Annotated in this window: 18 protein-coding genes; 9 read left to right on the forward strand and 9 right to left on the reverse strand. The window is 75.0% G+C overall.

Features of this window, described 5'->3' with window-relative positions; genetic code table 11:
• Positions 1-8 precede the first annotated feature (8 nt).
• Genes OG309_RS02010 through OG309_RS02025 form a run of 4 tightly spaced genes read right to left on the reverse strand, consistent with a single transcriptional unit; the run spans position 9 to position 6,638 of the window.
• Positions 9-497, reverse strand: coding sequence for an FHA domain-containing protein (locus OG309_RS02010; protein WP_329417737.1), 489 nt, complete (start codon positions 495-497; stop codon positions 9-11).
• Complete coding sequence (locus OG309_RS02015) at positions 494-2,557, reverse strand: AAA family ATPase (RefSeq protein WP_329417739.1); 2,064 nt, start codon at positions 2,555-2,557, stop codon at positions 494-496. The genes OG309_RS02010 and OG309_RS02015 overlap by 4 nt, the downstream gene beginning before the upstream one ends.
• Positions 2,554-4,305, reverse strand: a complete 1,752-nt coding sequence (locus OG309_RS02020) for a hypothetical protein (RefSeq protein ID WP_329417741.1) — start codon at positions 4,303-4,305, stop codon at positions 2,554-2,556. Before OG309_RS02020 ends, OG309_RS02015 begins: the two co-directional genes overlap by 4 nt.
• Entirely contained in the window at positions 4,302-6,638 is a 2,337-nt protein-coding gene (locus OG309_RS02025) for a protein kinase domain-containing protein (protein WP_329417743.1), read from the reverse strand. Before OG309_RS02025 ends, OG309_RS02020 begins: the two co-directional genes overlap by 4 nt.
• A gap of 196 nt (positions 6,639-6,834) precedes the next feature.
• Here OG309_RS02025 and OG309_RS02030 point away from each other — a divergent pair, with 196 nt between their 5' ends.
• Positions 6,835-8,064, forward strand: coding sequence for a macro domain-containing protein (locus OG309_RS02030; protein ID WP_329417745.1), 1,230 nt, complete (start codon positions 6,835-6,837; stop codon positions 8,062-8,064).
• On the opposite strand, the gene OG309_RS02035 is transcribed toward OG309_RS02030, so the two are convergent.
• Positions 8,039-8,773 (reverse strand): 4Fe-4S single cluster domain-containing protein, encoded by a 735-nt coding sequence (locus tag OG309_RS02035; protein WP_329417747.1) that lies wholly within the window; start codon positions 8,771-8,773, stop codon positions 8,039-8,041. The two genes, OG309_RS02030 and OG309_RS02035, sit on opposite strands and share 26 nt — an antisense overlap.
• 202 nt (positions 8,774-8,975) lie before the next feature.
• Between OG309_RS02035 and OG309_RS02040 the strand changes: the two genes are divergently transcribed.
• The 5 genes from OG309_RS02040 to bla all read left to right on the forward strand — a co-directional run bounded on the left by OG309_RS02040 (position 8,976) and on the right by bla (position 14,836).
• Positions 8,976-9,728, forward strand: coding sequence for a hypothetical protein (locus OG309_RS02040; protein ID WP_329417749.1), 753 nt, complete (start codon positions 8,976-8,978; stop codon positions 9,726-9,728).
• Complete coding sequence (locus OG309_RS02045; protein WP_329417751.1) at positions 9,725-10,495, forward strand: hypothetical protein; 771 nt, start codon at positions 9,725-9,727, stop codon at positions 10,493-10,495. The genes OG309_RS02040 and OG309_RS02045 overlap by 4 nt, the downstream gene beginning before the upstream one ends.
• Positions 10,470-12,203, forward strand: coding sequence for a hypothetical protein (locus OG309_RS02050; RefSeq protein ID WP_329417753.1), 1,734 nt, complete (start codon positions 10,470-10,472; stop codon positions 12,201-12,203). Before OG309_RS02045 ends, OG309_RS02050 begins: the two co-directional genes overlap by 26 nt.
• A 467-nt stretch (positions 12,204-12,670) precedes the next feature.
• Entirely contained in the window at positions 12,671-13,822 is a 1,152-nt protein-coding gene (locus OG309_RS02055; protein WP_329417756.1) for a hypothetical protein, read from the forward strand.
• 72 nt (positions 13,823-13,894) lie between these two features.
• The gene (gene bla, locus OG309_RS02060) at positions 13,895-14,836 is read left to right on the forward strand and encodes a class A beta-lactamase (protein WP_329417758.1); all 942 of its coding nucleotides are present in this window, start codon (positions 13,895-13,897) and stop codon (positions 14,834-14,836) included.
• A 54-nt stretch (positions 14,837-14,890) separates the two neighbouring features.
• On the opposite strand, the gene OG309_RS02065 is transcribed toward bla, so the two are convergent.
• From OG309_RS02065 to OG309_RS02075, 3 genes are all read right to left on the reverse strand, one after another.
• Positions 14,891-15,370: a hypothetical protein gene (locus OG309_RS02065; protein ID WP_329417760.1), complete on the reverse strand. Its 480-nt coding sequence runs from the start codon at positions 15,368-15,370 to the stop codon at positions 14,891-14,893.
• Between the two features lie 57 nt (positions 15,371-15,427).
• On the reverse strand, positions 15,428-16,837 hold the full coding sequence (locus OG309_RS02070) for a choice-of-anchor A family protein (RefSeq protein ID WP_329417762.1): 1,410 nt from the start codon (positions 16,835-16,837) through the stop codon (positions 15,428-15,430).
• A gap of 236 nt (positions 16,838-17,073) precedes the next feature.
• Entirely contained in the window at positions 17,074-18,006 is a 933-nt protein-coding gene (locus OG309_RS02075) for a peptidoglycan-binding domain-containing protein (RefSeq protein ID WP_329417764.1), read from the reverse strand.
• Positions 18,007-18,479: 473 nt separating this feature from the next.
• On the opposite strand from OG309_RS02075, the gene abc-f reads away from it, so the two are divergent.
• Positions 18,480-20,132 carry a ribosomal protection-like ABC-F family protein gene (gene abc-f, locus OG309_RS02080; RefSeq protein ID WP_329417766.1) on the forward strand — a complete coding sequence of 551 codons (1,653 nt, stop codon included), beginning with the start codon at positions 18,480-18,482 and terminating at the stop codon, positions 20,130-20,132.
• Between the two features lie 57 nt (positions 20,133-20,189).
• Here the strand turns inward: abc-f and OG309_RS02085 are convergent, their stop codons facing one another.
• Positions 20,190-21,032, reverse strand: a complete 843-nt coding sequence (locus OG309_RS02085) for an isocitrate lyase/PEP mutase family protein (protein WP_329417768.1) — start codon at positions 21,030-21,032, stop codon at positions 20,190-20,192.
• A gap of 145 nt (positions 21,033-21,177) precedes the next feature.
• Between OG309_RS02085 and OG309_RS02090 the strand changes: the two genes are divergently transcribed.
• Together OG309_RS02090 and OG309_RS02095 are read left to right on the forward strand one after the other, a co-directional pair.
• Positions 21,178-21,915, forward strand: coding sequence for an SOS response-associated peptidase (locus tag OG309_RS02090; RefSeq protein WP_329417771.1), 738 nt, complete (start codon positions 21,178-21,180; stop codon positions 21,913-21,915).
• Positions 21,916-22,306: 391 nt separating this feature from the next.
• Positions 22,307-23,533, forward strand: a complete 1,227-nt coding sequence (locus tag OG309_RS02095; RefSeq protein WP_329417774.1) for an FUSC family protein — start codon at positions 22,307-22,309, stop codon at positions 23,531-23,533.
• Positions 23,534-23,576 lie beyond the last annotated feature (43 nt).

Consider the following 23,576-nt stretch of genomic DNA (forward strand, 5'->3'; position numbering starts at 1 on the left):
GGCCGCGGTCACCCGGGCCGGCCCGCTCCCCGCCCCAGGGCGATCACGCAGCCGATCCGCGCGCCGAGCCGCAGGAGGTCGCCGTCGGTGAGCGGGTAGGGCCGCCCGGGCAGCAGGTCGATGCCGTTGAGGCGCGTGCCGTTGGCGGCGGTGGACGGTTCCTCGGTGACGGTGGCGGTGCCGTCCGGTGCCACCGCGACGCTCGCGTGGCGACGGGAGACCGTGGGGTGCGCGGCGAGCGCGGCGGCGGTGGCGGGCGCCCACTCGGGGTCGCGGCCCAGCCCGGCCACGGTGCCGGGCAGGACCGTCACCGTCAGCGCGACCTCCTCGAAGCGCAGCCGGGCCGGGTGCGCCGGCGGGCCCGGCGCCACGGACACCGGCGCGTCCGGCACCGGTGCGACGGCCACCGCCCCCGGGTCGTCCGCCGGTTCCCCCGCGTCCAGGTCCTCCCAGTCCTCGTCCGGGTCCTCCCAGGCGGCGCCCTCCTCCGCGCTCATCGCTCTCCCGGCAGCGTCTCGACGTCGATCTCCACGTGTCCGTCCTCGGTCTCGTGGACCCCGTGCACCAGGACGGTCTCCCCCGGACCGGTGCCGGGGCGGTCGAACAGGGCGCCGGCCAGTGGGTTCAGCAGGTGGGTCTCCAGGACCATCCCGATGCCCCGGCCGCCGTTCCACAGGTCCCGGGTGCAGTACGTCGCCAGTTGGGCCCGCGCCCCCGGGGACAACCGCAGCCTGAGCTGGTGCTCGGCGGCCAGTTGGCGCTCGATGTTGCCGATCTGGAGGTCGAGGATCCGGCCGGCCGTCTCCTCCGTGATGAAGCCGAAGACCACGACGTTGCCGCCGATGCGGTTCATCAGCTCGGGCCGCCCCACGACCGACTCGAAGTGGTGCTTCACGTTGCGCTTCACCTTGTGTGCCAGCTCCCGGTAGGGCGTGCCGGGTTCGACGATCCACTCCCGTTCCTCGGTCACCGGGTCCGTGCGCTGCACGCCCAGGTTCGAGGTGAAGATCAGGACGCACTCGCTGAAGTACGTGGTGACGCCCTGTCCGTCGGTGAGGCGGCCGTCCTCCAGGACCTGGAGGAACTTGTCCAGGACGCCCTTGTCCGCCTTGTCTATCTCGTCGAAGAGGATCACGCGGAACGGGTTGGCCCGTACCGCCGTGGTCAGCTCTCCCCCGGCCTCGAAACCGACGTACCCGGGCGGCGCGCCGACCAGCCGGTCCGCGGAGTGCGGTGCGGAGAACTCGCTCATGTCGAAGCGCAGGTACGCCTGGTCGCTGTCGAACAGCACCGAGGCGACGGCCTTGGCGAGTTCGGTCTTCCCGGTGCCGGTCGGCCCGGCGAAGAACAGCGTGCCGCGCGGCCGGTGGCCCGGGGTGCTCGCCTGCGCGCCGGAGAGGCCGAGCGCGGCGCGCTTCAGGATGGCGAGGGTCATCCCGACGGCCGCGTCCTGGCCGAGGACGCGGGCCGGGATCCGCTCCTCGCCCTCCTTGATCCGCTGCCGGATCTCCTCCCGGCGCCAGGGGTTCTTCTCCACTCCGAGCCGGTAGACGCGCACGGCGTCGGGCATCGCCGTGAACGGCATTCCGCGCGCGACCGCCAGGGTGACGCTCTCCCGCATGGCCCGCAGGTTCATGCCCTGCGCGGCCCGCGCGAAGTCGTCCGCGAGGGCGCTCCCCCCTGTCGTCGCGGTCTCCGCTCCGGGCACGTCCGCGCGGCGCACCCGGCCCGACTCCCGGGCGTGTTCGCGCTCCAGGAGCCGTGCCATGCGGCGCCGTTCGTCGGCGTCGGGCTCGGGGACGGCGATCCTGCGGATCCGGTTGCTGCCGGAGACGAACCACGACGGCAGGTCCCGTTCGCCCGGGGTCAGCCAGATGACCGGGTTGAACAGCGCGGGCGGGGCGGGGTGTTCGGGCATGGCCAGGGCGGCGGCCGGGTCCGGGGCGAGCGGCTCCGCGGAACCGGCCAGCTTCAGGCAGGCGAGGAAGAAGTCCCGCTCGGCCTCGCTGAGCCGCCCCGGATCGGTCGGCAGCCGCCCGGCGTGGTCGACGAGCAGCGCCACCCGCAGCGGACCCGCCTCCTGCGTGGACGCGCTGACCGCCCGCCGCTGCGCCCATCCCCGTACCAGCTCCTGGAACTGCGGTACGACCTCCAGGAGCGGCGAGGTACGGGCGGAGCGGCCGACTCTGGGGAGCGCGGTGGGGCCGCTCTCGGCCAGCAGGTGCCGGACGATGTCGAGGTCGGGTCCGGACCGGGGGCCGGCCACGCGGAAGCCGTCGATCTGGTCGTACCGGACGAGCGCCCGGTAGCCCTGTGCGCGCAGCGAGTTCCACACCACGGTGACCAGCCCGTGGTGACTGTCGGTGCCGCGGGGCCGCACCAGGTGCAGATCGTCGACGTTGCCGTGGAGGACGTACTGCGCGTGGACGCTGAGCGTCCCGGTCAGTTCCTCGACGAACAGCGGCACCCGCCGGTCCTCGGGGGTCTCCCGGCGCGGGCCCGGACCGTCGTGGCCGGAGGTCTCCCGGGGCGTCTTGGTCAGGTCGTGGACGCTCATCGTCCCGTGCTCCTCCTGTCGTCGTCGACGCGGCGCGCCCGGGGCTGTCCGGCCGTGCGGAGGTCGTCGCGTGCTCCGGTGTCCGGTTCCGTGCGCTCCTCGGCGTCGGCGTGGTCGAGTACCACCGCCCCGTCGCCGCCCCGGACCCCGGGCACGGCCGCGCCGCTCTCCCGGAAGGTCACGGGAAGGTCGATGCCCCAGCGGCGGCCGGCCTCGCGGAGCTCGTCCAGGTGACCGCGGGCCTCGTGGCAGCGGCGGGCGTCCAGGGCCCGTTCCGCGGCGCTGCCGGGTCCGGGGCGCTCCGCGTGCATGGTGACCATCTCGGTCGCTCCGTCGCGGACGGTGATGCGCAGCCAGTGGTCGGGCCACCACCCGGCCGGGGTCAGGTCGAAGCACAACGGCGTGTCGGACGCGTCGGGTGCCCCGGCCGCCGTGCCGTCGCCGTCCGCCGCCGCGCCCGCCCGGGCGGCCGGCAGTCCGGTGGCGTCCGGGTCGGCGAGCCGGGCGACGGCGAGCCCGATCAGCTCGGTGGTGTAGCGGCACTCCAGGTCGGCGGTCCGCTCCCGGATGCGCAGCTCCACCTTGCGCTGCTCCTCGGGGGTGGGCGCACGCCCCGTCTCCAGGGCCGCCCGCAGGATCGCGATCTCCTCGCCGGCCGGGACCAGCGGGGGCTCGCCTGGCGGTGCCTCGGTGAGGAGGCAGTCGAGCTGCACGGCGGCCTTCTCCTGTGCGGCGAGCCGGGACCGTACGGCCCGGTTGGCGTCCCTGACGAACTGGCGGGCCTCCCGCAGGTGGTTGCGGGCCTTGGCCGGCCGGTCGTCCGCGCAGGCGACGGCGAGCCGCACGGCGGCCACCGCCAGTTCGGCGTCCTTGCCGTCCGTCCCGGGCACCAGCCGGGCGAGGAGTTCGGCGCCCGACTCCTCGGCCCGTTCCCGGCCGAGTCCCTCGACCGCCGGCGCCGGCGGGAGGGTGGGCGCGTCCGCCGTCGACGGGTCCTGGAGACCCTGTACGAGCGCCTCGCGGCGCTCCCGTGTGCGCCGCCGCCATGCCTCGTCGTCCGGGCCGCCGGTGAGGTGGAGCGTCTGCTCGATCGTCCACCGGTCCTGGGCCGTCTCCGCCGTGGTCAGGGCCTCCTCCAGCACGGCGAGTTCGCGGCGCAGGACGTCCAGCCGGGTGCCCACGCAGGTGAGCGGGGGCGGCAGGTCGGGCAGCGGGGGCGGGGGCGCGTCCGGCGCGGTGCGGACGGCGGCCCGGCGCACGCGGGTCAGGAGTGCGGCGCGGCGGGCGTTGGCCCGTACGGCCGCGAAGGCGGCCGCCTCCCACTGGGCGGCGGCCTCCGTGGCGGCACGCTGGACGCGTTCGAGGCAGCGCTGCTCCTCGGCGGCCCGTCCGGCGGCCGCCGCGAGGAGCCGGGTGCCGGCCATCGCGGCCCGGCAGACGAGGAGCGCCCCGCTGAGGGCACCGAGGGCGACGGCGGCGGGCTCCAGGAGCTCCTGGAGGGCGTGGCCGGCCGCGTCGAGGGCGTGCGAGGCCGCCGCCTGGGCGCCGTCGACGGCATGACCGACGCCCTGCCCGAGGCCGTCGACCGCGTGGCCGACGCCCTGGCCGAGGCCGTCGACCGCGTGGCCGGCGCCCTGCCCGGCGTCGGTGAGCGAGGCGAAGTCGAGGGTTCCGGGCGTGGCGGAGGCCGGGTATCCGACCGTCGGCACGATCTCGGCGATCGAGGGGAAGACCAGGCCCTGGCTCATGTGTTCCTCCTGGAGGGTGCGGGCCCCTGTGAGGCGACGGGCCGTTGCCGCGTGGGGCCCCGCCGGTGCCGGTCCTCGCGCCGCAACGGCGGGTCCAGGCGGGCCTCCCGGGCGATCCGCCGCCACGCCAGCCACCGGTGGACGGTCCACGCCGCGAGGCCCAGGACGGTCGCGGCGGGCCAGGCCCAGGGCGCCACGACGACGGCCCAGACGCCCAGCGCCCCGAGGGTGGCCAGGCAGGCGGCGGCCACCGCGATCCCGATCCGGCCGCGGGAGCGGGCGGCGTGGAAGGGCCGTTCGGCGGCGGGGATCAGCAGCCCGGCGAGGGACCGGTCCGGATGGTAGACGAGCGCGCCGAGGGCGAGGGCGATCCACAGTTCCAGGGCGTAGACGACGGTCGCCGCGGGCAGCGCGAGCATCCAGGCGAGCACGACCTGGCGCTGGTCGGCTCGGTCGAGCAGGTCGGCGAGGCCGATGAGGAAGGTCCACGGCGCGGTGACCAGGGTCGCGCCGAGCAGCGCCCACCCCAGGGTGGGCTGCCGGTCCAGGCGGCGCAGCACCTCGTAGCGCGCGCCGGTCTCCCGAGCGAGCTGCCGCTCCCACTGCCGTGCCCACTCCCTGGCCAGCTGCTCCCTCGCCTCGGTCTGCGCGACGCCGCGGAGCAGGGCCGCCGCGAGGAGCCGCAGCGGGTTGTCCTCGTCGGCGCGCAGTGCGCGGTACCAGGGCGGCTCGGGTCCGTCGGCCGCGTCCCAGGCGCCGGCGGCCAGCAGGTGGCTCCGGGTGCGCTCGGGTTCCTGGGCGAGGCGCAACAGCCGTGCGTCGAGCTCCACGGTGGGGCGGAGTCGCCGGGCCGCCGGGCCGCGCGCGGCGGGGCCACCCCGTACGAGCACGTCCGCGACCGCGGCGTCCCAGCCGTCCCGGTGGCTCTGCCAGCGGCGCTGGACGTCGTCGAGGCCCTCGCCGCCGGGCCGGCCGGCGAGCAGGGGCAGCAGCTCGTGCCGGGCCAGGGCGGTCACCAGCTCCCGGGCCGGGTGGTCGCCGTCCTCGGCCGCGCGGGTCAGTTCCGCCAGGTGGTAGGGGTCCAGCTCGGCGCCGTGCCAGGAGGCGATCCGCTCGGGCCCCATCCAGTTGAGCAGGCGCAGCATGGCCGGGGGGTCCGGGGCGTCGGTGAGCCGTTCGCGCAGCTCGGCCAGTTCGGCGGCGTCCTCCTCGGTGCGGCCCGGCGCGTCGGTGAACTGGCCGAGCCAGGCCGCGAGTCGCTCGCGGCCGCGGCGGCGGGACAGCAGCCGTGCGGCGGTCTGCCACTGGGTGTCGAACTGCCGGGCCAGCGTCTCGGTGCCGGTGAAGTCGCGGCCCTGGAAGGCGAAGGGCTCCACGGTGGAGGGCGGCGGCGCGTACCCGCCGACGGTGCGCGGTGCGACCGGCGGGGAGTCGCCCGAGAGCCAGCCGTCCACCTGCTCGCTGCCCCAGCGGTGTTCGGGTACCCGGGTCAGCAGGCCCTCGCAGAGCATCCGCAGGCGGCCGTCGGTGACGCGGGACAGGTCGGGATCGCGCGTGGCGATCTCCACGAGCGTCTCCCCCGTGCTCAGGTAGTCGATGGGGTGCTGTCCGCCGGCGAGTTCGGCGACGACCATCCCGAGGGACCACCAGTCGACGGCGGGGGTGACGCTCTGCACGTGGATGGCGGCCTCGGGGGCGAGGTAGTGGGGTTTGCCCAGCCAGTCCCGGCGCCTCGGGGAGTCGTCGTCCCGGCCGAGGTGGACGGCCGCGCCGTGGTCGACGAGGACCAGGTCGAGGCGGTCCTCGTTCTGCGTGCTCACGACGATGTTGTCGGGGGCGACGTCCCGGTGGACGAGTTCCTCGTCGTGCAGGGCGGTCAGTGCCTCGTGCAGCTGGGCCACCACGGCACGGACGAGCTCCGGGCTGACGGGCCCGGGGTGCCGGGCACGGTAGTGGGCGAGGGTGGTCTCGCCGTAGGACGGCATCAGTTCGTACGGGTGCCCGTCGGCGCTCCCCCGCTCCAGGACGCGGACGACGTGCCCGAGCTCGCCGGTGAGGACCCGGCTCGCCTCCGCGTCGGGCGCGTAGGCGCGGTGGTACCACTTGAGGACCAGGGGCACGGCGCCGTCGTCGTGCCGGGCCTCGCGGTCCTTGACCCGCAGCACGACCGCCTGGGCGGGGGTCGCGGCCTCGGAGAGGACTTCGGTGAGGTCGAAGCGCCCGCCGAGCTGGGCGGGGACGCGGTCGAGGGCGGGACGGGACTCGACGGGGCGGGAATCGGCGTGCCCGGCGAATCCCTCGGGGTCCCATTCCGTCGGCGGCACGGTGGTCACGGTCTCCTCCTTTCGCCGGACGGGGTCACACGGAAAACAGGGGAATTCTCGGGATCATTCACCACGGCCACCCGATGCGGATCACACACGGACATCCTTTTCGCGTAAAAGCGAGCACAGAATGGAAGAAGATCGTTCCGGCCAGTTCTCATGGCACGGGCCACGGCATCCGGCGGCCGGGATTATGGTGGCCGCCATGAGCCCGCAGAATCCCCCCTCGGAGCCGACAGGGCGCTCCGCTCCGGACGACCCGGGACTGCCGTCCCACGCCGCCCTGGCCGAGGAACTGGCCGCGCTGCGCCGCCCCGGCCTCGCCACACTCCGGAGCCTGCGCCCCCAGGCCCTGGGCCGGGTCGCCCGGACCACCGGACACGCGGCGGCCGGCACGGACGAGGCCTCCGCGGTCGAGGCGCTCCTGGAAGCCGCCGTACGACGGCTCGCCCGCCCCCAGGGGGATGCCGACGAGCCGCTCCCCACCGGCGAGTTGGCGGACGACCGGACGGTCGACCCGCTCGCCCGGGCCGCCGCCCACACCTTCGGACTGCTGCCCGGCCGGCGCGGGGCACCGGCCCAGGAACGCCGCAAGGCTGCCGCCGCCGTGTACGGCGTCACGTCCGAGCGGTTCCGCCGGGGCCAGGAACAGCAGGTCATCGCGGAACTCGCCGCGGCCGCACTGGCGTTGGCCCGTGAAGCCGCCTCGGGACGGCCGCGGTCCGGCACCGCGGACGGCGGGGCCGGTCCGCGGCGCGCGGCCCCCGACCCGGTGCCCGACCCGCCGAGGCGGGCGGGCGGATCCGGACCGGCGCCGACCGTGCCGCACCGGGTCACCGTGCACCTCTCCTCCCTGGAACTGCTCCGGGACATCGATATCCTGGTGTCGTCGGAGAACACGCACATGGAGATGTCGAAGACCTTCCGGCCCACCGTCTCGGGCGCCCTGCGCAGGGCCGCGGCCCTGCGCAACGAGGTCGGCGAGATCACCGACGACGTGCTCGCCAGGGAACTCGGCGCGTGGATGCGGTCGCACGGCCGCACCGGCCTGCCCGTACGCCCCGGCACGGTCGCCTCCACCTCGGCGGGCGCCCTCGCCGGGCGGGGCGTGCGCCGCGTCTACCACGCGGCCGTCGTCCGGCCGGCCGGCGACGGCGGTGTGTACCGGACCGATCCCGAGACGCTCGTCGACGCCGTCGCGGCGGTCTTCGCCCTGGCCGAAGCCGAACGGGACGCCTACGACCCGCCCTTGAGATCCCTGTGCTTCCCTCTGCTGGGCTCCGGGCAGGGCGGCCTCACCCCCGTCAAGGCCGCCCGCTGGCTCAGTTGGGCGGTCCAGGAGGAGCTGGGCCGTCACCCGGGCTGGGCGGTGCACTTCGTGACCCGCGATCCCGAGCTCGCCCCGCTCCTCACGGGCGCCAGCTCCGCTCCCTGAGTCGCAGCCCACGGTCCCCCAACCACCTCTCGTAGAAAGCGAGTTCCCCTCGGGCCGGCACGCCGAGGAGGCGGGCGGCGGGCGCCCCTGCGGGCGTCCCGCCGGAGGCTCCCCCGAACGCCCCGGCCGGCTCACCGGCGGGTTCCACCACCACCTGTACCGACGGCCCCGTGGTCCGCCGGTACAGGTGGGGTCCGTAGCGGGCCCGGCCGAGCGCGGTGCGCGGCAGCAGCCGCTGGTTGGCCGAGCCGCGCCACACCAGCCCGGTCGGCTCGGCGATCCTGAACCGGCCGGCGATCACCGCGTCCGCGTGGCGCAGGGCCCGCAGCCGGTCCGGGTCCCACTCGTCCTGTTCGTAGCCGGTGTAGACGAGGATGTCGGCGGTCGGTCCACGCCCCGCCGCGTCGCGCGCCCCATCGGCCCCGGCCAGGAACTCGGCGAGCCCCGCGGCCTGTTGGAGGGGTTCCCCGCCGCTGACCGTCAGCCCCTCCGCGCCCCGGGCGAGCGCGTCCCGCCACAGGCCGAGGAGTTCCCCGACCGACGAATCCCGGCCACCCTCGGCGTCCCAGGTGTGCCGGGACATGCACCCGGCACAGGCCAGCGGACAGCCCTGGAACCACACGCCGAGGCGCCGGCCCGGGCCGAGCGTCTCCAGCGGGAAATGCGTCCCGCCGATCCTGATGCGCATCACGCCCTCCCCCTTGGACATGAATCGAGTATCGACGCAACCGACCGCGCTCGGCAAACAATTCCGGAGAATGTTCCGGTCGTTTTCCGGGCGGCTCCCGGACGGTTTCGGGACGGGCCGGTGGGAACCCGGAAAGCGTCTCGAACGGACGGCCCCTTTCTGCTTTTCTTCGCGTAGCCCTCCATCCGGAACGAGGGCAGCGGAGAAGGGGGAATCCGTCGTCATGATCACCACGGACCAGATCAGAGGGCCCGCCCGCCGGGCCCGGCTCGGCGGGGTGACCGCGCTCCGGGCCCGTCGGCGGGGTCGCCGCGACGCCCCCGGACTGCGTCCCCTGCTGCCCGCGCACCCGCCGGAGCCCGGCACCGTCCCGGACCTTCCGGAGCTCGTGACGCCCTTCGTCGTGGAGGCCAGGGCGGACGCGCTGCGTGCCGCGGGCCAGCTGCGCTCCCGCCTGCTGAAGGACCGGCGGGCGGCGATCGCCCGCCTCCACGCCGAGTCGGTGCGCGTGGTGACCCAGTACGACAGGCGGGGCGCACCCCTGCCCGCCGCCCTCGCACGGTACGGGGAGTGGGTCGGGGCCTGGCGGGCGGACGCCGAGGTGTGCCGCGCCCGGGCCGTCGCGCTCACCCACGAGGCCAACCAGCGGCTCGCCTGCTACTGGGACGCGGTCTGGCTGACCGTCCACCGGATGCGGGCCGAGGAGGCGGGGCGGGCGCGCCACCGGGGTGCGGTCCCCGAGGCCGGCCTGCCCGCGCATCCGGCCTTCGCCGCACGCCCCGGGCACTGGCTGCCCGGACGGGTCACGCTCGACGACACCTGGGAGGACCTGGACACCTGGCTGTTCTCCGGTCCCGTCCCCGCCCGGGCGGCCGTGGACCGGGACCGCACCCACGCCGTCGCGCGGGCGCTCCAGATCCTCGACGTCCAGCCGCACCACGCCACCACCGACGCCCCCGGGAGGGGAACCCGATGACGTCCCACCAGGCGCACCCGCGCCCGCCGCGCGCCCGGCGCCCGGTCCGGCCCCTGGCGGCGGTCCTGCCCCTGGCGGCCCTCCTGATCGCCGCGACCGGCTGCTCCAGCCAGGAGGCCGACACGCTGGACGCCGCGTGCGCGGTCGTCCTGGACGGGTCGGGCTCCGGATCGGCGGCCCACGGCTTCGACGCGAAGGCCAAACTCGACGCGACGATCGTCCCGTTCATGAAGGAACAGCGCTGCCGCTCGATGGCGTACGCGCCCATCACCTCCTCGTCCAAGGCGTCCCCGTGCCACGCCGACGACGTGGACCTCGACCCGGCCACGGAGAGCACCGACGACGTGGAGGCCGTCCGCCACGAGGCCAGGGTCCAGGCCGTGCTCGCCGCCCACAGGATGCTCGCCTGCGCGAGCAGGACCGACGGCGGCTCCGACGTCCTCGGCGGCATCGCGCGCGCGGCGGAGACCCTGGGCTCGGGCGGCGGCCGCAAGGTCCTGCTCGTGGTCAGCGACTTCGAGCAGTACGACCCGGAGTTCGGGCTCACCGCGAAGTCCATAGCCACCCCGGAGGCCCGTGGGAAGTCCGTCGACAAGCTGATGCGCTCCCGGGGCGTCCCTCCGATCACCGGCATGGACGTCTTCCCTGTGGGCTACGGCATGAACCGCAAGGCCAAGCCGAGCGAGTTCGAACCGTTCGACGCGTTCTGGACGGAGATCCTGACGAAGAGGGGCAAGGCACGTGTCCACGACGACTACCGGCGCTGACCCCGGACGCACGCCCCGCAGGGCCCGGTTCGGCGTTCCCTTCCCGCGCGGTGCCGGCCGCGGGGCCGGCAGGATCCGGCAGGCCGAGGACCTCACCGTGCAGCGCCGGGTCCAGCCCGCCACGGAGACCCGCCACGAGGGACGTCTCCGCCGCAGGGCCAACCGCCGTGGCCGCAAGGCCGCCGGGGGCCGCTACCTGAACCCGTGGATCCTCGGCAGCGGGGACCGCGTCCCCTACTTCGCGGAACTCGCCTCCGTGCGCGACCTCCTGCACGCGCGGATCGCCGAGGAGCACGCGCGCGAGGAACACCGGCTGAGCACTCAGCGCGCACTGGCGCGCGGAACCGCCGAGAACGCGGACCAGGAGATCCGGCGGCTCGACCGGCAGCTCGCCGAGAACGCGGCGTGGCTGGTGACGAACCGCGAACAGCTCGATCAGCTCGCCGCCCGGTCCGTGCGCTGGGAGCGGTACCGGGACCGGGTACGGGAGCTGGTCGAGGGACGCCGGCTGCAGGACCGTTTCGACGGCACGGCCGACGACGACACGGCCGACGACGACACGGCCGGGCGGCGGGCCGGGGACGGGAGGGGCGACGGAGACGGGCGCGGCGCCGGAAGCGGGCACGGCGACGGAGCGGCGTCCGTGGCCGGGGGCGCGTCGGCGGACGGGCGCACCGTTCCGCCGGAGTCCCGCCCCGCGGGGCGGGACGACGCCGCCTCGGAGGCTCCGTCGGCGGACGAGGAGGAGGACTACCAGAACCTGGACGAGGACGCCGAGACCGCCGCCCCGCCCGCAGCGGACACGCCGCCCGGCCGCGGATCCGGATCCGATCCGCTCGCGCCGCCGGACCTGCTCACGGCCGCGTCCACCCAGACGGACATCGCCCGGTGGCCCGGCCTCCAGAGCCGTCCGGGCCTGCCCGACTGGATGGTCGCCGCCCTGCTCGTCGTCGTCGCGGCGGTGGAGGTGCCGATCTACTGGATGGCGTTCCAGCCCTTCCACGGCGTCGGCAGCACCGGGGCCGACACCCTGACGGGCACCCTCGCCGTGTCGGCGGCGCTCGTCATGGTCGTCGTCCCGCACCTGGCGGGCCGGGCCCTGCGCGGCAGCTCGGGCACCGGCGCGTCGAAGTGGGCGAACCTGCCCGCCCTGGCGCTCCTCGGCGCCTGGGGCTTCTCCACCTGGGCCCTGGCGCACCTGAGGACCAAGCTGGTGTTCCGGAGCAGCCCCGCCGGTTCGACGCTCTCGGGGGTGCGGGACCTCGACGCGCAGCGCCCGACGAGTCTGCTGGGCAGTCTCCATCTCGAACAGACCACCGTGACCTGGATGTTCGTGGCGCTCCTCGTCCTGTCCGGCGGCATCGGCCTCCTGACCGGTCTGCTGCGGGAGCACCCCGCCCTCGACACGTACCGCTCGCACGTGGAGGAGTCCGCCCGCCTCCAGCGGGAGCGGGAGGCGGCCACCGTCCGCGCCCAGCGGGCACGGGCGACGGCGGCTTCGGTGGACGAGGGCTCCGAGCTGCGGGCCGACGCGAGCCGACAGCGGCAGCGGGCGACGACGAGCCTCTATGAATCGGTGGCGCACGCGTACCTCATGGGGGTGGCCGAGGGGTCGTCGGACCCGGCGGTCACGGAGGCCGCGATGAGGCTGTCGAACACGTGGCCCTTGGTGCCCTTCGCGGCGGTACGGGAACGCCCGGCCGGCTGACCCCGGCCACGCCGGGCCGGGCCGGACCCGGGGCCCTGCGGCCGGCCGGGCGGCGGGGCCCGCCCGGCCGTGAGCGCCGGCGCCGTACCGCGGCACCGGCGCTCATGTCGTACCGCCGTCCCGGGATCCCGCCCCCTCGCAGGGTGGCGCAGCGGAGCCCGGGCGTGCCGCCGGGGTCCGTTGGCGGGGCGTCCACCCGGGCAGCGGCGAGCCGTCCGGAAGTCTTCCCACGAGCCGGAGCGGTGCCGCCCCGCCGGTCCGAGGGGACTGCACGTACGGGGAACGACCCCGTGGGGGCGACGTCACCTCGGACCTGTGACCGGGTCCCGCCCGGACCGGTGCCGCGGCTGACGTCACGTGCGGGCCGGCCCGGCACACGCATCACGGCGGCACGGACGGGGTACCGCTTCCCTCGCCGGGGCCACGGACCATACTGGTCGGGCCCGCACCACCGACTGAACGGTTCCATGGCCAAGAACAGCGCTTCATCGACCACCGTCCCCGACACCGCCTGGCTCGGGCGTGGGCGTCACCTCGGGCCCGAGCCCGAGCGGGACGTCCGGCGCAACCTGATCGCGCTCAAGGCGGCCGGGGTGATCGACGACTTCCTGGATCTCGACCCCGTCGAGGCGGCCCTCTCCACCGACCTGTACCCCCGGGACGAGTCCGCCGACCCCGGCCCGCTGGCCCGCCGCCTCTTCGAGGCCCGTTGGCAGGTGGCCGAGGGGGTCACGGTGCGGGCGCAGCTGACCACGTACGACCCCGAGTCCCGGCGCACGGAGGGCGAGGGTGTCACCTGGGTGCTCGCCGCCGAGGCGGAGCGGGCGTGGGACGCGGGCTGGCCTTCACCCGCCACCGTGTTCTGGCCCGACAGTGATCAGGTCGCCTGGGATCACGACAAGGCGCCGGGTGTGCGCCTGCGGACGCCGAACCACCTGCCGAAGGACGACGACGAGGTCCGCCGTCTGCTGCGGGACTGCACCCGGCAGAGTTGGTTCATCCACGTCCTGGTGCACGAGGCGATGACGCCGGACACCCTGGGGCGGCGCCCGGTCACGGCGTTCCTTCCGCCGAGCCTGCGACACCGGGTGGTGGAGCACCGGGCGACGCCGGAGCAGGCGCTGTCCGCGGACTTCGTGCTGAAGCGTGAGCTCGGTGTCGGGATACCGCGCGGCGGCGCGGTCGTCCTGCCCGCGGCACCGCAGGCGCCCGACCACGACGCGCAGCGCTTCACGGTGCGCAATGTCTTCCTGGACGGCACGGAGCCGACCGAACTCCTCGACAGGATCAAGGAGTTCGCCGCGCTGCCGCAGCCGATGCCGGCCGACGCCGAACAGGCCCTGACGCGCCTGCGGCAGGGCTGGCACCTGCTCACCCCCGAAGAGGAACTGGCCCACGCGCGGGCCATGGTCACCAGGTACGCCACGTCGCTGGAGGCCATGACCGCGTCCTGCGACCTGTACCGGGAAGCGGCCGAGTCGGCGCTGGCCGCGCTCGCCGAGGCGACCGGGAGCGACGGCACCGCCCGGCCGCCCTCGCCGACCGCAGGCAAGCCGGACACCTCACCGCTGAAGTCCTTCACGAAGACGTTCGGTCTCTTCCGGGGCCCGAACAGATAGCCGACGAAGGCCGGGGGAAGTCCGGCAGCGCAAGCTGCCCCATAGGTCCGACGACTGACGGAAGGTTCGGCCATGCCGTATCCCTACGCGGCCGCGCGGCGTCTGGCTCTCGGAGCCGTCGCCGTGCTGGCCGTACTCCCGCTCACGGCCTGCGGCCACGCCGGGCCCCCGGCCGGTGCCCCGGCCGACGCCCGGGCTTCCCTGACGCCGCCGCCGGCCCGACCCACCGCGGCGCCCGCCGCCGAGTTCACAAGGCTCGAGCGGGCCTACGGCGCCCGCCTCGGGGTCTACGCGGTCGACACCGGCAGCGGCCGGGAAGTGGTCCACAACGACACCGAACGGTTCGCCTACGCCTCGACGTTCAAGGCACCAGCCGCCGCGGCCGTCCTCCGCGCGTACCCGCCGAGCGGCATGGAGAAGGTGATCAGGTACACGCGGGAGGACCTGGTGGACCACTCGCCGGTGACCGAGAAGCACGTGGGGACCGGGATGACGCTCCGCGCGCTGTGCGACGCGGCCGTCCGCCACAGCGACAACACCGCGGCGAACCTCCTGCTCGACGCACTCGGCGGGCCGAAGGGCCTGGCCGCCGCGCTGCGGGAGGTGGGCGACACGACGACGCTCGTGGAGCGGCGCGAGCCGGAGCTCAACCAATGGGCACCGGGCGCCACACGGGACACCACCACGCCCCGCGCGTTCGCCGGCGCCCTGCGGGCCTTCGTCCTCGGGGACGCCCTCGGCAAGGACGAACGCGCGCAGCTCACCACGTGGCTGCGGACCAACACCACCGGAGACGAACTGATCCGGGCCGGAGTGCCGAAGGGCTGGACGGTCGGCGACAAGACCGGCGGAGGCGGCGACTACGGCGTCCGCAACGACATCGCCGTGGTGTGGCCACCCGACGCCGCGCCCATCGTCGTGGCGATCATGTCGAATCGGGGCACGAAGGACGCCGACTACGACGACAAGCTGATCGCGCAGGCCGCCTCCGTCGTCGTCGGAGCGCTGTCATGACCGTGCCCGTCCCGGCGCTTCGGCGCCGGGACGGGCACGGGGGTGGTGGTGCGCTCAATCGATTCCGAGGGGGCCGACGCCCAGGTCCTCACGCATGAGCCGACGCATCTGCGCCATGGCCTTGCGCCGGCGCTCGATCAGGGGCGCGTCGTCGGCCGAGCCGACGGCCGCTCCACGGGCGTAGGCGTCGCGGATCGCGCGCAGGCAGTGGAACGCCTCGTTGCCCGCCGCCACGACCTGCGGCGGGCCCACGAGCCAGAGGCGTTCGCTCGCCGTGTAGAGGCCCGTGCCCCTCACGGCCTCCCGCACCGCCGCGTCGCGCACGGCCTCGGACCTGTGGTCGCCCAGGGCGACGGCGCGCATCTCCTCACCGGCGGCTTTGAGGGCGGTGACGTACTCCGTGTACACCGTGCGCCGCACGTCCAGGGCATGCCTGGCCTCCTCCCGCCGCCACCGGTTGCGGTCGGCGATCAGTGTGGCCGCGATGCCGATCACGGCACCGGCCAAGGTGGAGAGCAAGGGCGTCCAGTCCATGCGTCGCAGCTTGGCCGAAGTGCCACGCCCGTACCAGTGCCTTTCGCTCGGGCCGGGTCAGAGCCGGGCGCGGCGACGCCGGGTGACGAGCAGTACGGCCGCGCCCGCCGCGCCGAGCGCGGCGGCCCCGACGAGGTAGGGAGCGACCTGGCCGCCCGTCGTCGCGAGTGAGCCGTCGCTCTTGCCGCCGCCCGGGGGAGGCGTCGTGGACGACGAGGGCGTCGGCTGCTCGGGGGTGCCCGGCGTCGGGGTGGAGGTTCCCGGTGCCGTGGGGGGCGTGGTCTCCTCGACGGGCCGGCTCGGCGTCGGGGTCGGCCGGGAGGAGGCCGGCGGCGCCGTGGAGGGCGTGCCCGGGGTTCCCGGTTCCGGAGTGGGCGTCGTGGGCTTGCACGCGAACGTCGACGTGCCGGTCCACGGGTAGTTGTGGCTCTCGTTGCCCGAACCGTGGGTGCGGATGTCCCCGCCGACGTACACGCGGCCGTTGGTGCTGGCGGTCAGGTCCGCGGTCGCCTTGGGCGCGAGGATCGAGCCCATGAAGTTGCCTCCGCCGCCGAGGCGGATCGAGGTGGCGCCCTCGAAGTTGTAGAGGATCCGCGACGCGGCCTCGCCGAAGTGCGCGGAGTCGTACGTGTCCGCGCGGTCCCCGTTGAAGCCGACGGACATCGGCGAGATGCCGACCGCCCGTCCGCCCGTCACGTTGACGACGACCGCGTCCCCGGCGGGGATCGACGTGAACAGGAACGTCGACGTGCCGTCGAGCTCCGCCGCCGGGATCTCGAAGACCTGCGGGCCGCCGCCCGCTGCGCCGGCTCCCTTGAAGGTGACGGTCTCGCCCGACTTGACGGTCGTCCCGGTGGGCTTGAGCGCGGCGAGCGAGGCCGACTCGCGGCGGATCGTGTCACCGAACGCGGCGTGCGGGCTCAGTGCCGCGCTCGCGCCCATGCCGGAGGCGCGGGAGCCTCCGTTCGTGACCAGCTCGCCCTTCTCGTCGATGGCACCGCCCACCTGGACGGAACCGCCGTAGCGCGGCCCCGCCGTCAGGCCGTGGCCCACGTCGACCGTCGTCCCCTGGGCGATCTTCAGGTCGCCGCCGACCGCGAGCATCACCGAGCCCGACGGGGGAAGGATGCCGGAACCCGCTCCCACCCGGCCGACGTTGAACACGCCACCGGACGTCTTGGCGAAGGTGGCGTTCCCCCCGACGACGAGCAGGCCCTCGGCCTCGGCCGTCCCGCCGTCCGCGGTGTAGTCGCCGCCCGCGAACAGGGCCACGTTGGCGTCGGTGAACCGCGGGTCGTGGCCGATCCCCGGTTCCTTTCCGGCAGCCGGGCACGTGGGGAGCTGGCCGGCCGTGGGGGCGAGCGGCGCGGCTTGGGCGACGCACGGGGTCGAGAGACCAAGGACGAAGGCGAGCGCCACGGCGCGTCGCATTCCGGGGCGCGTGCCGGTGGTGGCTGTCTGGGACATGGCTGTGCCGTTCTCTGTGGGGTGAGGGGAGGGAATTGGTGAAGGGGAGGGTGAACGCGGAGGAGCGTGAGGGGTGTGACGGGTGTGAGGGGTGTGCCGGGTGTGAGGGGTGTGCCGGGTGTGAGGGGTGTGCCGGGGAACTGAGGAGGACAGGGCTGTGGGGCGGGGAGGGCTGTGGGGCGGGGCAGGGGCTGTGGGGGTTCGCTACGGCGAGGGTCGGGGGCCGTAGTACGGGGTCAGTCGCCCCAGCCGTCCCTGTCCGCGTTGTCCCAGTCGTCCCAGGGGTTGCGGTCGGACCCGCCTTCCCGGTCGGCCTCGGCCCGCAGGGCCGCGCGCGTCGTCGGGCCGTAGACGCCCGGTTCCTCCGTGATGCCGCGGGAGGTCTGGAAGCGGATCAGGGCCGCCTCCACGTACGCGCCGAACATTCCGTCGACGGAGCCGAGGTAGAGGTGGAGCCGCGCGAGGCGGCGCTGGAGGTCCTTGACCTCGGGGCCGGAGCCGCCGCGCCTCAGGACGTCCCCGTCCGGCCGCTCGACGGGCGGCGAGTGGTGGGTGGGTGAGGACGTCGGCGGGTGGGCCGGGGGCGGCGGCGGGGTCGTGCGCGCGGGAGTCCGCGGGCCGGCGGGCGTGCGCGAGGGCGTGGGGTCGGCTTGCCTGGTCGCGCGGGCGGTCGGCGCCGCCGGCGGGGTGGATACGCGGGTGACGGTCGGCGGTTCGGCGTCCACGGGCGAGCTGGGGTACGGGAGGTCGGGCATCGTGACGGACCGGGCGTCCGGGTGCCGCTGCTCCAGCCCGGAGGTGAGACCGACCGTCAGCCCGATCCCCGCGGCAAGGGCGCCCGCGATCAGCAAGGGGAGCGACAGACCGGCGCCTTGCTCGCGTTCCGGCTTCGGCACGGAGTTCCGTGACCGCGACGCCCGCGCCGAGTCGCGTGCGTGGCGCGACTTCCCGGCCACGTGGCGCCCGCGGGGCCTGACCTCCCCCGCGATGCGCGGCAGCGTGAGCGTCAGCGTCGTGTCGAAGAGCTCGACGTCCTGATCCCGGGCGCCCGGACCGTCGGCACCGGGTCCCGCGACCTTCCCGAAGACGAGGCTGTCCCGCCCCGGATGCGACTGCGGCTCAGGGGCGCTGGACGTGACTGCTGCGGTCAGGGCAGTCCTGTTGCGCATGCGTGTGCTCCAGAAGTGGTGAAGCTGTGGACGATGTGGCGAGGACGCGGGGATACGCGGGATGCCGAGGAGACTCTGACCGGCGTTCAAAGTAAGCGTCAACTGTGCACATGAACCGCATAACAGGACACTCGCGGCGTTGATTCTTAAACAACCCTTAATAAGTGACACACGTCACGCTCACGCCGCACCAGGGGACTGTTTGCACACCAAGTCGACCCGATTGAAAGGCAGTTGAACACTCCCCGCCGAGCGAGGACCCTGGACGGCCGCGCGGTGCGGAGACGCCCGTCGCGCACGCCGGGGACCACCGGACACTCCCCCGCGGCGGGCGTCGGACGCACGTGCGAGTCGAGGCGAGACGACTCGTCTTGTTATGGTGGGGGCATGGCTTTCTTCTTCGTCTGAGTCCGGGCACGGCCGCCCCAGCCGTCTGCGCTGCCCGTCGACCCTTCGCACGCCAGGAAAGTCCTATGCGCGATCGCGCCCACCACACCGTTCCCGCTGCCGTCTCCGCGTCCGTGGCACAGCTGTCCGTCAGGGACGTCAGCAAGTCCTACGGCACCCGGACCATGCTCGACCAGGTCTCCTTCTCCGTCCGCCCGGGCGAGAAGGCCGCCGTCATCGGCGAGAACGGATCCGGCAAGTCCACCCTGCTGCGGCTGCTCGCCGCGGCCGAGACGCCTGACGGCGGGCAGGTCACCGTCCGCTTCCCCGGCGGCACCGGACACCTCCCCCAGACCCTCTCCCTCGCCCCCGACCGGACCGTGCGGGACGCCGTCGATCTCGCCCTGTCCGACCTACGCGACATGGAACGCCGGCTGCGCGCGGCGGAGGAACGCCTGGGCGACGCGGCTGACGACGAACTCGCCGCGTACGGAGAGCTGTTGCTCGCCTACGAGGAACGCGGCGGCTACGAGGCCGACGTCCGCGTGGACGCCGCCCTGCACGGCCTCGGGCTCGCGGGGATCACCCGCGACCGGGCGCTCGGCTCGCTGTCCGGCGGCGAGCAGGCGCGCCTCGCGCTCGCCTGCGTGCTGGCCGCCGCCCCCGAGCTGCTGCTCCTCGACGAACCGACGAACCACCTCGACGCGGCTGCCGTCCGCTGGCTGGAGGAGCACCTGCGCGCCCACCGCGGCACCGTCGTCGCGGTCACCCACGACCGCGCGTTCCTGGAGCGCGTCGCCACCACGATCCTGGAGGTCGACCGGGACGCGCGCACGGTGTACCGGTACGGCGACGGCTGGGCCGGATACCGGGCCGCGAAGGCCGCCACCCGGCGCCGCGCCGAGCAGCGGTACACCGAGTGGACCGAGGAGGTCGCCCGCGTGGAGGAGCTGCTGGAAACCGCGGGGCGCCGGCTGGCCGCCACCGGGCGGGACCCCAGGCAGGGCTTCGGCAAGCACCGCCGGTCCAGCGAGGCGAAACTGGGCGGGCAGGTGCGCTCGGCCCGGGAGCGGCTGGCCCAGCTGCGACGTGACCCGGTGGCGGAGCCGCCGCCTCCCCTGCGCTTCACGGCGACGCTCCCGGCGGCGGGCGGCCCCGCCCCGGGCCCGCTCGCCGAGCTCGACGGCGTACGGGTCGGCGAGCGGCTGCGCCTGGACGGGCCGCTCGCGATCGCGCCCGGACAACGGCTGCTGGTCACGGGAGAGAACGGCGCGGGCAAGACGACGCTCCTGCGCGTCCTGGCGGGCGATCTGGAGCCGGACGCGGGTACGGTGCGGCGCGCCGCCCGGATCGGCTACCTCGCGCAGGAGCTGCCCACCCGAGCGCCGCACCTCCCGCTGCTCGGCGCGTTCGCCGCCGGACGGCCGGGGCTGCCGGACGAGTACGCCGAACCGCTCCTGGCCCTCGGCCTGTTCCGCGCGGAGGACCTGCACGTCCCGGTCGCCGCCCTGTCCGCGGGCCAGCAACGGAGGCTGCAGATCGCCCGCCTGGTGACCCGGCCGGCCGACCTGCTGATCCTCGACGAGCCGACCAACCACGTCACCCTCGACCTGGCAGAGGAGCTCCAGGCCGCGCTCACGGCGTACCCGGGGGCCGTCGTCGTGGTCTCGCACGACCGCCACTTCCGCGCGGGCTTCGCGGGAGAGCGGCTGGAACTGCGCGCCGGCCGCGGGCACTGACCCCACGTCACCCCGCGGGGGGGCGACGCCCTGGTGTCGCGCGGCCCGGCGCGGGGGTCAGTCGCCGAAGCGGTGGTCGAGGTCCTGGTGGACGCCGGTGCCGACGATCCGGGAGAACTCCTCGTAGCTGTGCCGCGGCGGCCCGCCCTCGGGGGTGCCGGCCGCCCGGAGGTGGGCCAGGGCGTCGGCAGCCGCGCGGGTCGCGGCGAACAGGGCGGTCAGCGCGTAGAAGGCCAGCGAGAAGCCCAGTTCCTGGAGGTCGGCGGCGGTCAGTCCGGCGATCTCGTTGCCGTCGACGACGGACACCACCTTGGGGCCTTCGACCGCGGCCGCCACCGCCTCCAGGTCCTTGATCCTCTTGATGCCGTCGACGAAGACCAGGTCGGCGCCCGCGTCCCGGTACAGCCGGGCCCGCCGGACCGCCTCCTCGACGCCCTCCACGGGCAGCGCGTCGGTGCGGCCGATGACCAGCATGTCGGCCGCTCCGCGGGCCTCCACGGCGCATCGGAGGCGTTTGACGCCGCTCTCCGCGTCCACCAGGCGCACCCCGCCGGTCTGCCCGCAGCGCTTGGGCATGGCCTGGTCCTCCAGGTGGATCGCCGCCACCCCGGCCTGCAGGTACTCGCGCACGGTGCGGTCGATGCTGCTCGGTCCGCCGTAGCCGGTGTCGGCGTCCGCGACGACCGGGACCGTCACCGCCCGCGTCATGTTCCGGGCGTGCTCGGTCATCTCCGTCTGACTGAGCAGCCCGACGTCCGGCATGCCGAGCCGGCTGGCCGTCGCCCCGAACCCCGTCATGTACACCGCGGGGAATCCCGCGGCCTCCACGAGCCGCGCGGTGACCGCGTCGGCCGCTCCCGGCGCCAGGACGATCTCCCCGGCTGCCAGGAGGCCCTTCAAGGATGTGCCTGCGGACGACAACGCGACCTCCCCCGGCGCCCGGTTCCCGGGCGGATCTCCCACACTGGCCCTCACCCTGCTACCCGACGGCGCCTCGTGGCACACATCGAGCGGCAGGGGGGCGTGGCGTGGCAGAGTTGCGGCCATGTGCGGTCGTTACGCCTCCTCCCGCGGTCCTCAGGACCTGACCCGGCTCTTCGACGTCACCGAGTGGCGCCCCGAGGAGACGCTCGCACCCAGCTGGAACGTCGCCCCCACCGACCCCGTCTACGCGGTCCTCGAACGCGCGGCGCGCGAGGAGGACGGCGGGGAGGTCCGGCGGGAGCTGCGGGCGCTGAAGTGGGGCCTGGTGCCGTCCTGGGCGAAGGACCCGAGATCCGGCGCGCGGATGATCAACGCGCGGGTGGAGACCGTGCACGAGAAGCCCGCCTACCGGCGCGCCTTCGCCAAGCGGCGCTGCCTGCTCCCGGCCGACGGCTTCTACGAATGGGACCCGGTGGAGGACGGGGCGACCGGCAAGGTGCGCAAGCAGCCGTACTTCATCCTGCCCGCCGACGGCCGGGTGATGGCCATGGCCGGCCTCTACGAGTTCTGGCGCGACCCCGAGGTCGCCGACCCCGACGATCCTGCCGCCTGGCTGACGACCTGCACGATCATCACCACCGAAGCCACCGACGCGGCGGGCCGCGTGCACCCCCGCATGCCGCTCGCCCTCTCCCCCGACCACTACGACGCCTGGCTCGACCCCCACCACACCGACACCGCGGACCTCCGCGCCCTGCTCACCCAGCCCGCCGACGGCCGGCTCATCGCCCGGGCCGTCTCCCCCGCCGTCAACAACGTCCGCAACGACGGCCCCCACCTGATCGACGCGGCCACCTGACCTGAGGTGAGGCGCCGAGGGGGCAGGCCACGCACCTCCTAGTACCAGGGGCGGGCTTCATGCGTGGGCAGCGGACGCAGCTTCCCCCGCGCGAGCGCGCACCCTGGCCCCGCCGGAGGGGCGGCGTCCCGGCCCCTTCCGTCCTGTGACGTCGTCCCGGCGGACGGCGCCACCTGGGCCGAACGCCTCGCTCCGATCGTCGGCGAGCGCACTCCGCGCCGCCGTCCGCCCCCCGGCCCGCGGCTCAGGCCCGGCATGGGTCGGGTCGGGGTCGGGTCGAGGTCGGGCACTCGGCCACTCGGACGCGCCCCGCGCATGAGCCCGGGGCCGTCCGGGCAGGCGGTCGTCCAGACGGCCTTTCGGGGGCGGCGACGACGGGACGAGGTGGGACGTGGCACGGGACGGAGGCCGGGGCGACCGGGGTGAAGGGCTGATCGCGCGCCTGCGCCGCGACCCCTTCGCCGTCCAGACCGTACGGTCCACGGCCGCGGCCACGCTCAGTTATGTCGTCGCCCTCCGGCTCAGCAGCGAACCGGTCCCGCTGACCGCGCCGCTGACCGCGCTCCTCGTCGTCCAGGTCACGCTCTACTCGACCCTGACCACCAGCCTCCGCCGGGTGAACTCGGTCGTCGTCGGGGTCCTCATCGCCATCGCGTTCAGCGTCGTCGTCGGCCTGTCCTGGTGGAGCCTCGCCCTCGTCATCCTCGCCTCGCTGCTCGTCGGCCGGCTCGTCCGGGTCGAGGAGTTCGTTCCCGAGGTCGCGATCAGCGCCATGCTCGTCCTCGGTGTCACCCAGGTCTCCGACACGGCCTGGGACCGCGTCCTGGAGACCCTCATCGGTGCCGTCGTCGGCATGCTGTTCAACCTGGTCCTCGCCCCGCCGGTCTGGGTCGACACCGCCGGCGACTCCATCGAGGACCTCGCCCGGCGGATGCGCCTGCTGCTGCTCGACGTGGCGGACGCCTTCACCGGGGCACCCCCCGTCGAGCAGGCCGCCGCCCGGCTGCACGAGGCCCGCCGGCTCGACAACGACGTCGCGGACGTCGACGGGGCGCTGCGCACCGCGGAGGACAGCCTGCGGCTCAACCCGCGCGTCAAGGAGGGCCTGCTGCACCGCGTCGTACTCCGCACCGGCCTCGACACCCTGGAGATCTGCGCCGTCGTCCTGCGGGTCCTCGCCCGGACCCTCACCGACCTGGCCAAACACCGCGGCGGGCAGGAGCTGCTGCCCGAGCGGGCCGCCCTCGCCGTCCGGGAGACCGCCCAGTACACCGCCGACGCGCTCGTCAGCTTCGGCGTCCTCGTCACCGCGCGGGGCAGTGAGGGCGCCGAGGCCGCCGAGACCCGGCTGGCGGGCGAGCTGCGGGCGGCCAGGGCCTGCCGGGACGGCGCCGCCGACCGGCTCCTCGCCCTCGCGCTCGCCGACCCCGGGCGTTGGCAGCTGTACGGGGCGCTGCTCGCCGAGATCGACCGGATCCTCGACGAGCTCGACCCCGAGCACCGGGGCCGCCGGCTGATGGAGGAGCTGGACCGGCGGGTCCGCGAGCGCCACGACCGCCGCCGCCGGCTCACCCTCCGCGACCGGTGGGGCACCCGCGGGTCCGGCCGCGCCGACTGATGACCGCCCGCGACGGGGGCACCCGCCCCGGCGGAGAGAGGAG

It is taken from the genome of Streptomyces sp. NBC_01268 (genome assembly GCF_036240795.1).
Taxonomy (GTDB): Bacteria; Actinomycetota; Actinomycetes; order Streptomycetales; family Streptomycetaceae; genus Streptomyces.